The organism is Streptococcus oralis (assembly GCF_001578945.1).
Lineage (GTDB): Bacteria > Bacillota > Bacilli > Lactobacillales > Streptococcaceae > Streptococcus > Streptococcus oralis_Q.
Map to the genome: position 1 here is coordinate 162,562 of NZ_KQ969551.1, position 9,671 is coordinate 172,232.

Sequence of the window (9,671 nt, forward strand, 5' to 3'; positions counted from 1 at the left end):
CCAACTCCAAAAAGCAAGAGTAGCAGTGGGGATTGCGACAGACTCGGTTGCTTCCAATAACAATCTAGATATGTTTGAGGAAGGACGGACAGCAGCCCTCCTTCAGAAGATGAAAAGTGGAGATGCCAGCCAATTCCCTATCGAAACAGCCCTTAAGGCACTGACAATCGAAGGAGCTAAGGTTCTTGGAATGGAAAATCAGATAGGAAGCCTAGAAGTCGGCAAGCAAGCGGATTTTCTGGTCATTCAACCACAAGGAAAAATTCATCTTCAACCTCAGAAAAATATGCTCTCTCACCTAGTTTATGCTGTCAAATCCAGTGATGTTGATGATGTTTATATCGCTGGAGAACAAGTGGTTAAGCAAGGTCAAGTTTTGACAGTAGAACTTTAAAAGAATTTTAAAAAAAGTTTGCAAAAATCTTGCATTCTTTTTTTGTCTATGCTATACTTATATACGGTTTGAAAAAACTGCCTAAGACAGTAGGGGAGCTCGACTCATAAAGATCCTACCGAGGACAAAACGTATCATGTAAAAAGAAGCGTATTGTACTTTCGTGTCTAGGTTTGGGCGCGTTTTTCTTTTGGAAAAATTCCCCAAGCAAAATAATTACGGAGGTGAACACACTAATGAGTGAAGCAATTATTGCTAAAAAAGCGGAACTAGTTGACGTAGTGGCTGAAAAAATGAAAGCTGCTGCATCTATCGTCGTTGTAGACGCTCGTGGTTTGACAGTTGAGCAAGATACAGTTCTTCGTCGTGAGCTTCGTGGAAGCGAAGTTGAGTATAAAGTCATTAAAAACTCAATCTTGCGTCGTGCAGCTGAAAAAGCTGGTCTTGAAGATCTTGCATCAGTATTTGTTGGACCATCTGCAGTAGCATTTTCAAATGAAGATGTAATCGCGCCAGCGAAAATCTTGAACGACTTTTCTAAAACTGCTGAAGCACTTGAAATCAAAGGTGGTGCAATCGAAGGCGCTGTCGCATCAAAAGAAGAGATTCTTGCACTTGCAACTCTTCCAAACCGCGAAGGACTTCTTTCTATGCTCCTTTCTGTACTTCAAGCACCAGTGCGCAACGTGGCACTTGCAGTCAAAGCAGTTGCAGAAAGCAAAGAAGACGCAGCTTAATTTTAATCTGCGCAGCGTAGCCTAGCTACAAAAACTATTTAAAATTAAAAACTTATTTGGAGGAAATAACAATGGCATTGAACATTGAAAACATTATTGCTGAAATTAAAGAAGCTTCAATCCTTGAATTGAACGACCTTGTAAAAGCTATCGAAGAAGAATTTGGTGTAACTGCAGCTGCTCCTGTAGCTGTTGCTGCAGCTGGTGCTGCTGACGCTGGTGCTGCTAAAGACTCATTTGACGTTGAGTTGACAGCTGCTGGTGACAAAAAAGTTGGCGTTATCAAAGTTGTACGTGAAATCACTGGTCTTGGACTTAAAGAAGCTAAAGAACTTGTTGATGGTGCACCAGGTGTCATCAAAGAAGGCGTTCCAACTGCAGAAGCTGAAGAAATCAAAGCTAAATTGGAAGAAGCTGGAGCTTCAGTTACTCTTAAATAATAGAGTAACTATATTAGTAGCTTAAAAACATGATTAAACCGCTATTCTTAGGAGTAGCGGTTTTTTATATTTTTATAAAGTATTGTCCAGAAATGATGATTTATAAGTATGGGTTGCCTTTTCAATAAATGGGTTATATAATAGAAGTATGGTTAGAGAAGATTGGTCTGAACATTTTTATAAGATAAATTAAGATTGTATCTAGACATTTAGTAAGTTTATTTGATTAAATTAAATTTTACAATACGAAAAGCAACAACTGTATAGCTGTTGCTTTTTGATAACTTTTTTACTCTTAAACCACACCTTGTGCAATCATAGCATTGGCTACATTTTCAAAGGCAGCGATATTTGCACCTGCAAGGTAATCAGTATCGAGGCCGTATGTTTCAGCAGTTGTTTTAGCTGTCTTGAGGAGCTTGATACTGATGTCATCGAGTCGACCATAGTATACGGCCATCTATTCATCTGATAAGAGAGATTTTATCATCCAGATATTCATAGCTGGGTGGCCGGCGGCGTTAGAAAGTGGTTCTTGCAGTGATGTGAAACCATAGTGCTGATAGATGGCCACGGCCGTAGCCAGTTCAGTAGAGGTTTCTAGATAAAGCTGTTCATAACCAGCTAAGCGGGCTTCCTGGAATATCCGCTTTATCAAACGGCTAGAATAACCTTTGCCACGGCTATTTTTGGTGACATACAGTTTTTGTAATTCAGCAATCTTATCAGACACAGGTGCAAAGCCACCACAGCCAACCAGCTGACCTTCATCATCCAGAATAAAGTAAGCTGCTCTCTCTTGCAGTTGATAGAAGTCGGCTAAATGATCTAGATGAGAATCAAAGTAGACAGTTCCTGGTTTGTCAAGCCCGAATTCTTCTAGGCTGGCTCGAATGAGTTGCGCTACAGCTGGATTGTCTCTCACTTCCATCGGCCGTAAGTTCATCATTTGTCCTCCGATAGGATGTAACGACTAATTAAACAATACCTTGGGCAATCATAGCGTTTGCTACGTTTTCGAAGGCAGCGATATTTGCACCTGCAAGGTAGTCAGTACCAAGACCGTATGTTTCAGCAGTTGTTTTAGCTGTGTTGAAGATGTTAGTCATGATGTCTTTGAGGCGTCCATCAACTTCTTCACGGGTCCATGAAAGGCGAAGGCTGTTTTGGCTCATTTCAAGCGCTGATACAGCTACACCACCAGCGTTGGCAGCTTTGGCAGGTCCGTAAAGGATTCCGTTTTCTTTGTAGACTTTAATCGCATCAAGGTCACTAGGCATGTTAGCACCTTCTGATACGCAGATAACGCCTTGAGCAACCAAACGTTTAGCTGCGTCGCCGTTGATTTCGTTTTGAGTCGCACATGGAAGAGCGATGTCGTAGTTTCCAGCGTAAGTCCATACAGAACCTTCATGGTAAGTAGCAGTTGCTTTCTCAGCTGCATATTCAGTCAAACGAGCACGGCGTTTTTCTTTAACATCAACCAAAAGATCGAAGTCAATACCATTTTCGTCGATGACATAACCGTTTGAGTCAGATACAGAGATAACAGTTGCACCAAGTTCAGTCGCTTTTTGAAGAGCATATTGAGCTACGTTACCAGAACCTGAAATAACCACTTTCTTACCAGCAAAACTGTTACCGTTAGCTTTGAGCATTTCTTCAGTATAGTAAACCAAACCATAACCAGTTGCTTCTGGACGAATCAAGCTACCACCGAATCCAAGAGGTTTACCAGTCAAGACACCCGCATCAAATTGGTTAAGACGTTTGTATTGTCCGTAAAGGTAACCAATTTCACGTCCTCCAACACCGATATCACCAGCAGGTACGTCAAGAGATGGTCCGATGTATTTTTGCAATTCTGTCATAAAGCTTTGGCAGAAGCGCATCACTTCAGCGTCAGTCTTTCCTTTAGGATCGAAGTCTGATCCACCTTTACCTCCACCGATTGGAAGTCCAGTCAAGACGTTTTTAAAGATTTGCTCAAATCCGAGGAATTTCAAGATCCCTTGATTTACAGTTGGGTGGAAACGAAGTCCGCCTTTATATGGTCCAACAGCTGAGTTGAATTGAACACGGTAACCACGGTTGATTTGTACTTTACCTTCACGGTCAACCCAAGGAACACGGAAAGAAATCACGCGCTCAGGCTCGGTGATACGTGCCAAGATGTTTTCTTCGATATACTCAGGGTGTTTTTCAAATACAGGTTCCAAAGTGCTGAAGAATTCTTCAACTGCCTGAAGAAATTCAGCCTCGTGCCCATTACGAGCTTTTACAGTTTCAAACACGCTTTGGATATAGTCTTTAGCAGATGTCATATCGTTCTCCTTTTTGTTGTTATATTTTATTACATGAGCCATTATAGCAGAATTTTTTTTGAGTGTAAAGAAAAAAACAGAAATTTTCTAAAAATTCTTTCAATTTACAAAACCGAACGTTTTATATAGAAATTAGTTTCTTAAAGAGAAAATCTTAAAGTATGGTATAATATTAGAAATAAAAGGAATCTGGAGGATCAGAATCATGGTATCAACGAAAACACAAATAGCTGGATTTGAGTTTGACAATTGCTTGATGAACGCAGCAGGTGTGGCTTGTATGACGATAGAAGAGCTTGAAGGGGTCAAAAACTCAGCGGCGGGTACTTTTGTCACGAAGACTGCGACCTTGGACTTTCGTCAGGGCAATCCTGAACCACGTTACCAGGATGTTCCACTTGGTTCCATCAACTCCATGGGCTTACCAAATAATGGCTTAGACTACTATCTGGACTATCTTTTGGATTTGCAGGAAAAAGAGCCAAACCGTACTTTCTTCCTTTCCCTAGTCGGCATGTCTCCAGAAGAAACACATACCATCTTGAAAAAAGTTCAAGAGAGTGAATTCAAAGGACTGACAGAACTTAATCTCTCTTGTCCAAATGTTCCAGGAAAGCCTCAGATTGCTTATGATTTTGAGACAACAGACGGTATCTTGTCAGAGGTATTTACCTATTTCACCAAACCTCTTGGGATCAAATTGCCACCTTATTTTGATATTGTTCACTTTGACCAAGCGGCAGCTATTTTCAACAAATACCCGCTCAAGTTTGTTAACTGTGTTAACTCTATCGGAAACGGACTTTATATAGAAGACGAGTCGGTCGTGATTCGTCCTAAAAATGGTTTTGGTGGGATTGGTGGAGAGTATATCAAACCGACTGCTCTTGCTAATGTGCACGCCTTTTACCAACGTCTCAATCCGCAAATCCAAATCATCGGAACGGGTGGTGTTCTGACGGGTCGTGATGCCTTTGAACATATCCTTTGCGGTGCGAGTATGGTGCAAGTAGGGACTACCCTTCACAAAGAAGGTGTCGGTGCTTTTGAACGCATTACCAATGAACTGAAAGCAATCATGGCGGAAAAAGGGTACGAGAGCCTAGAAGATTTCCGTGGGAAATTGCGCTATATTGATTAAGTTTAATAAAAAATCAGAAGAAAGGAGAGAAGATGCTAGCCATTGAAGACAGTCAGAAGTTGACTTTATCAAATCTATCTAGCTTGAATCTATTTACAGGGACAGACCAGGGTCAGTTTGAAGTTATGAAGAGTCAAGTGTTGAAACAGATTGGTTATGATCCAGCTGATCTCAACTTTGCTTACTTTGATATGAAAGAAGTAGCCTATAAAGACTTAGAGTTGGAGTTGGTCAGTCTCCCTTTCTTTGCGGATGAGAAAATCGTGATATTAGACCATTTTGTTGATATCACAACTGCTAAAAAGCGATTTTTATCAGATGATGAGCTCAAGTCATTTGAGGAATACCTTGACAATCCTTCACCAACAACCAAGTTGTTGATTTTTGCTGAAGGAAAGTTGGATAGCAAAAGACGGCTGGTCAAACTGCTCAAACGTGATGCGACTGTTTTTGACGCTATTGAACCCAAGGAACAAGAACTGCGTCAGTATTTCCAAAAATGGAGTCAGACACAAGGACTGCAGTTTGTGGGGCAATCCTTTGAAAATCTACTCATCAAGTCTGGTTTTCAATTTAGCGAAATCCAGAAAAATCTCCTTTTTTTACAGTCTTATAAGTCAGACGACGTGATAGAAGAGAAGGACATTGTCGAAGCTATTCCAAAAACCCTGCAGGACAATATTTTTGATTTGACTCAGTTTATCTTGGGCAAAAAGATCGACCGGGCCCGTGACTTGGTTAGAGATTTGACCTTGCAAGGGGAAGACGAAATCAAGCTCATAGCTGTCATGTTAGGGCAGTTTCGTACCTTTACCCAAGTGAAGATTTTATCAGAGGCTGGTCAGACGGAATCGCAGATCGCAAACAGTCTGGGAACTTATTTGGGGCGCAACCCTAATCCTTATCAAATCAAGTTTGCATTGAGAGATTCGAGAGGGATTTCCTTAGGTTTTCTCAAGCGAGCAATTTCTTATTTGATTGAAACAGACTATCAGATTAAGACAGGTGTCTATGAAAAAGGGTACCTGTTTGAAAAGGCACTCTTGCAGATCACGGCAGAAGCAAATTGAGCAAAAAACTTGAAAAAAGAGGATGATTGCGTTATCATTTTCATATAGAAAGAAAAAGAGGTATTACAGATGGCTATTATCTTACCAGACCTTCCATACGCATATGACGCTTTGGAACCATACATCGATGCGGAAACAATGCACTTGCACCATGACAAACACCACCAAACTTATGTCAACAATGCAAATGCTGCTCTTGAAAAACACCCTGAAATTGGTGAAGACCTTGAAGCTTTGCTTGCTGATGTAGACTCTATCCCAGCTGATATCCGCCAAGCGCTTATCAACAATGGTGGTGGACACTTGAACCACGCTCTTTTCTGGGAATTGATGACTCCTGAAAAGACAGCTCCTTCAGCAGAACTTGTAGCAGCGATTGATGCGACATTCGGTTCATTCGAAGAATTCCAAGCAGCCTTCACTGTAGCAGCAACAACTCGTTTCGGTTCTGGTTGGGCATGGTTGGTTGTCAACAAAGAAGGGAAGCTTGAAGTAACTTCAACAGCAAACCAAGATACACCAATCTCAGAAGGGAAGACACCAATCCTCGGCTTGGACGTTTGGGAACATGCTTACTACGTGAAATACCGCAACGTGCGTCCTGACTACATCAAAGCTTTCTTCTCAGTCATCAACTGGAACAAAGTAGATGAGCTTTACGCAGCAGCGAAATAATGAATAGGAAGGGAAGAGTCCATCTTCTCTTTTTGGGTTTATATGGCAGAAGTCTGACAAAATCGTCAGACTTTTTTCATTTTTATGAGAAACGTGCTAACTGCTAGAAATTATGGTAAAATAGAGTGTTAAGTAATCGTGGAAAAGGAAGACTATGCGTAAAGAAATTGCACCTGAATTATACAACTATAACAAGTTTCCTGGCCCAGAATTTCATATAAATGGGGATAAGGTTGAGACTGAAGGGATTGCTTTTACCTTGGTTGAAAATATCAAGGATGCTTTCGATGTGACAGTCTTTAATCAACGCTTTTCAGAAGTGTTGACCAAGTTTGATTATGTCGTGGGGGACTGGAGCAATGAACAGCTTCGTCTACGTGGCTTTTACAAAGACGACCGAACAGAGAAAAAAAATGAAAAGATTAGTCGTTTACAGGACTATCTTTTGGAGTACTGTAGTTATGGTTGTGCCTATTTTGTTCTAGAAAATCAAGTACCGAAGCGAGCTTCGTTTGACAAGAAAATGCGTAAAAAGGAAGAGGAGAAACTTCCTAGAAGAGATAAAAAATCCTTCCAAAACAAAAGAAAGCCAAATACAAATAAGAGAAATAAACATGGGCAGAAGGAGCAGAAGTCTCAAAAAGAGGACAAGGGACGGCGCCATTTTGTCATTCGTCAGAAATAGATAGAGAATAAGGAGACCAGATGAAACCATCAATTTATAGTTTAACCCGAGACGGCATGAAGGAATGGGTGCTAGAACAAGGGGAAAAGAAATACCGAGCGGCCCAAATTTGGGAATGGCTCTACCGTAAACGTGTCCAGTCATTTGAAGAAATGATCAACCTTTCCAAGGATTTGATTGCTAAGCTCAATGAGCAGTTTGTGGTCAATCCATTGAAACAGCGAATCGTTCAAGAATCTGCTGACGGTACAGTCAAATATCTTTTTGAGTTGCCAGATGGCATGTTGATTGAGACGGTACTCATGCGCCAGCATTATGGCTTGTCTGTCTGTGTCACCACACAAGTCGGCTGTAATATTGGTTGTACCTTCTGTGCATCAGGCTTGATCAAGAAGCAACGTGACCTCAATAACGGGGAAATCGTAGCGCAAATCATGCTGGTTCAGAAATACTTTGATGAGCGTGGTCAGGATGAACGTGTCAGCCATATCGTTGTTATGGGAATTGGTGAACCATTTGATAACTACAACAATGTTTTGAATTTTGTCCGTACCATCAATGATGACAAGGGGATGGCGATCGGTGCTCGTCACATCACAGTTTCTACGTCTGGTTTGGCCCATAAAATTCGTGATTTTGCTAATGAAGGCGTACAGGTCAATCTGGCTGTTTCCCTTCACGCACCAAATAATGAATTGCGTTCAAGCATCATGAAAATTAACCGTGCCTTTCCAATTGAAAAACTTTTCGCAGCCATTGAGTATTACATTGAAACAACCAATCGCCGTGTGACTTTTGAATACATCATGCTCAATGAAGTCAATGATGGTGTAGAACAGGCCTTGGAATTGGCTGAATTACTCAAAAATATCAAAAAATTGTCATATGTAAACTTGATTCCTTACAACCCAGTTAGTGAACATGACCAGTATAGCCGTAGTCCTAAAGAGCGCGTGATGGCCTTCTATGACGCCCTCAAGAAAAATGGAGTCAACTGCGTGGTTCGTCAAGAGCATGGTACAGATATTGATGCAGCTTGTGGACAATTACGCTCCAATACAATGAAACGTGACCGTCAAAAAGCGGTAGCAACAGTGAATCCATAAAATGAATAGAAAAAAAATACTAAATTTGGGAGTGTCTTTATACAGTTTTTGCATCGTTTGTTTTTGTTTTACTCCCCAACCTAAGCTTCCTACAGGAGTGGAAACTCCAGGTATTCAGACTTTTGGACGCCTGGTTTTTCTTTTAACACCCTTTAATTCTTTTTGGAAACTTGGAGAAGTGAGCGGCCTTGAGCAGTTGTTTTGGATTTTCCTCCAAAATGCCCTCAATGTCCTCCTGCTCTTTCCTTTGGTTTTTCAACTGATTTGTCTTTTTCCAAACTTGCGTCGGACAAAAAAGGTTCTTTTACTCAGTTTCTGCATCAGTTTGGGAATTGAATGTACACAATTGGTCCTAGATTTTTTATTTGATTTTAATCGTGTATTTGAAATTGATGATCTATGGACCAATACTCTAGGTGGCTATCTAGCTTGGCTCCTCTATAAAGGATTGTATAAAAATAAGGAAATAGAATGAGTATTTTAGAAGTTAAAAATCTGAGTCATGGTTTTGGTGACCGTGCTATTTTTGAGGATGTATCCTTCCGTCTTCTCAAGGGAGAGCATATTGGGCTTGTCGGTGCCAATGGTGAAGGAAAATCCACCTTTATGAGTATCGTGACTGGTAAACTCCTCCCTGATGAGGGAAAAGTCGAGTGGTCCAAGTATGTGACTGCTGGCTACCTGGATCAGCATGCTGTGCTAAGGGAAGGCCAAACTGTGCGTGATGTCTTGCGGACAGCCTTTGATGAGCTTTTTAAAGCAGAAGCTCGTATCAATGACCTCTATATGGAAATGGCAGAAGAGGGTGCTGATATTGATGCGTTAATGGAAGAAGTTGGTGAACTCCAAGATCGTTTGGAGAGTCGTGATTTCTATACCTTGGATGCTAAGATTGATGAAGTGGCGCGTGCTCTCGGTGTCATGGACTTTGGTATGGATACGGATGTAACTGCCTTATCAGGCGGTCAAAGAACCAAGGTCCTCTTGGCCAAACTCCTCCTTGAAAAACCAGATATCTTGTTACTGGACGAGCCGACCAACTACTTGGATGCTGAACACATTGACTGGCTCAAGCGTTACCTCCAAAACTATGAGAATG

The 9,671-nt window shown here is 41.2% G+C and carries 12 protein-coding genes, 1 pseudogene and 1 other annotated feature; of the genes and pseudogenes, 10 read left to right on the plus strand and 3 right to left on the minus strand.

Features of this window, described 5'->3' with window-relative positions; translation table 11 throughout:
* The 3 genes from SORDD16_RS11620 to rplL all read left to right on the plus strand — a co-directional run.
* On the plus strand, positions 1–394 hold a 394-nt coding region (locus SORDD16_RS11620; RefSeq protein ID WP_241733960.1), incomplete at its 5' end, for an amidohydrolase family protein.
* Between the two features lie 62 nt (positions 395–456).
* Positions 457–592: a sequence feature (ribosomal protein L10 leader region), on the plus strand.
* 38 nt (positions 593–630) lie between these two features.
* Positions 631–1,131, plus strand: coding sequence for a 50S ribosomal protein L10 (gene rplJ, locus SORDD16_RS03470; protein WP_061413777.1), 501 nt, complete (start codon positions 631–633; stop codon positions 1,129–1,131).
* 71 nt (positions 1,132–1,202) lie between these two features.
* Positions 1,203–1,571 (plus strand): 50S ribosomal protein L7/L12, encoded by a 369-nt coding sequence (gene rplL, locus SORDD16_RS03475; protein ID WP_001196964.1) that lies wholly within the window; start codon positions 1,203–1,205, stop codon positions 1,569–1,571.
* Positions 1,572–1,866: 295 nt separating this feature from the next.
* Here rplL and SORDD16_RS03480 read toward each other — a convergent pair.
* The 3 genes and pseudogenes from SORDD16_RS03480 to gdhA form a co-directional block, all read right to left on the minus strand.
* Positions 1,867–2,016 (minus strand): annotated as a pseudogene (locus tag SORDD16_RS03480) (NADP-specific glutamate dehydrogenase); the annotation flags it as partial.
* A gap of 15 nt (positions 2,017–2,031) precedes the next feature.
* Entirely contained in the window at positions 2,032–2,517 is a 486-nt protein-coding gene (locus tag SORDD16_RS03485; RefSeq protein WP_061452633.1) for a GNAT family N-acetyltransferase, read from the minus strand.
* Positions 2,518–2,548: 31 nt separating this feature from the next.
* On the minus strand, positions 2,549–3,895 hold the full coding sequence (gene gdhA, locus SORDD16_RS03490) for an NADP-specific glutamate dehydrogenase (protein WP_061452397.1): 1,347 nt from the start codon (positions 3,893–3,895) through the stop codon (positions 2,549–2,551).
* Positions 3,896–4,100: 205 nt separating this feature from the next.
* On the opposite strand from gdhA, the gene SORDD16_RS03495 reads away from it, so the two are divergent.
* From SORDD16_RS03495 to SORDD16_RS03525, 7 genes are all read left to right on the plus strand, one after another.
* The gene (locus SORDD16_RS03495) at positions 4,101–5,036 is read left to right on the plus strand and encodes a dihydroorotate oxidase (RefSeq protein WP_061452398.1); all 936 of its coding nucleotides are present in this window, start codon (positions 4,101–4,103) and stop codon (positions 5,034–5,036) included.
* A 32-nt stretch (positions 5,037–5,068) separates the two neighbouring features.
* On the plus strand, positions 5,069–6,106 hold the full coding sequence (gene holA / locus SORDD16_RS03500; RefSeq protein WP_061452399.1) for a DNA polymerase III subunit delta: 1,038 nt from the start codon (positions 5,069–5,071) through the stop codon (positions 6,104–6,106).
* Positions 6,107–6,175: 69 nt separating this feature from the next.
* Complete coding sequence (gene sodA / locus SORDD16_RS03505; RefSeq protein WP_061452400.1) at positions 6,176–6,781, plus strand: superoxide dismutase SodA; 606 nt, start codon at positions 6,176–6,178, stop codon at positions 6,779–6,781.
* Between the two features lie 154 nt (positions 6,782–6,935).
* Entirely contained in the window at positions 6,936–7,466 is a 531-nt protein-coding gene (locus SORDD16_RS03510; protein ID WP_061452401.1) for a YutD family protein, read from the plus strand.
* A 20-nt stretch (positions 7,467–7,486) separates the two neighbouring features.
* Positions 7,487–8,572, plus strand: a complete 1,086-nt coding sequence (gene rlmN / locus SORDD16_RS03515; RefSeq protein WP_061452402.1) for a dual-specificity RNA methyltransferase RlmN — start codon at positions 7,487–7,489, stop codon at positions 8,570–8,572.
* A 1-nt stretch (position 8,573) separates the two neighbouring features.
* Positions 8,574–9,047, plus strand: a complete 474-nt coding sequence (locus SORDD16_RS03520; RefSeq protein WP_061452403.1) for a VanZ family protein — start codon at positions 8,574–8,576, stop codon at positions 9,045–9,047.
* Positions 9,044–9,671 (plus strand): ATP-binding cassette domain-containing protein (locus SORDD16_RS03525; RefSeq protein ID WP_164966478.1); only part of this gene is annotated, 628 nt, incomplete at its 3' end. The genes SORDD16_RS03520 and SORDD16_RS03525, both read left to right, overlap by 4 nt.

Excerpts from the sequence above, each read along its gene's own strand:
- rplJ (WP_061413777.1), top strand. The coding sequence starts at position 631 with ATGAGTGAAGCAATTATTGCTAAAAAAGCGGAACTAGTTGACGTAGTG.
- rplL (WP_001196964.1), top strand. The coding sequence starts at position 1,203 with ATGGCATTGAACATTGAAAACATTATTGCTGAAATTAAAGAAGCTTCA.
- SORDD16_RS03485 (WP_061452633.1), bottom strand. The coding sequence starts at position 2,517 with ATGAACTTACGGCCGATGGAAGTGAGAGACAATCCAGCTGTAGCGCAA.
- gdhA (WP_061452397.1), bottom strand. The coding sequence starts at position 3,895 with ATGACATCTGCTAAAGACTATATCCAAAGCGTGTTTGAAACTGTAAAA.
- SORDD16_RS03495 (WP_061452398.1), top strand. The coding sequence starts at position 4,101 with ATGGTATCAACGAAAACACAAATAGCTGGATTTGAGTTTGACAATTGC.
- holA (WP_061452399.1), top strand. The coding sequence starts at position 5,069 with ATGCTAGCCATTGAAGACAGTCAGAAGTTGACTTTATCAAATCTATCT.
- sodA (WP_061452400.1), top strand. The coding sequence starts at position 6,176 with ATGGCTATTATCTTACCAGACCTTCCATACGCATATGACGCTTTGGAA.
- SORDD16_RS03510 (WP_061452401.1), top strand. The coding sequence starts at position 6,936 with ATGCGTAAAGAAATTGCACCTGAATTATACAACTATAACAAGTTTCCT.
- rlmN (WP_061452402.1), top strand. The coding sequence starts at position 7,487 with ATGAAACCATCAATTTATAGTTTAACCCGAGACGGCATGAAGGAATGG.
- SORDD16_RS03520 (WP_061452403.1), top strand. The coding sequence starts at position 8,574 with ATGAATAGAAAAAAAATACTAAATTTGGGAGTGTCTTTATACAGTTTT.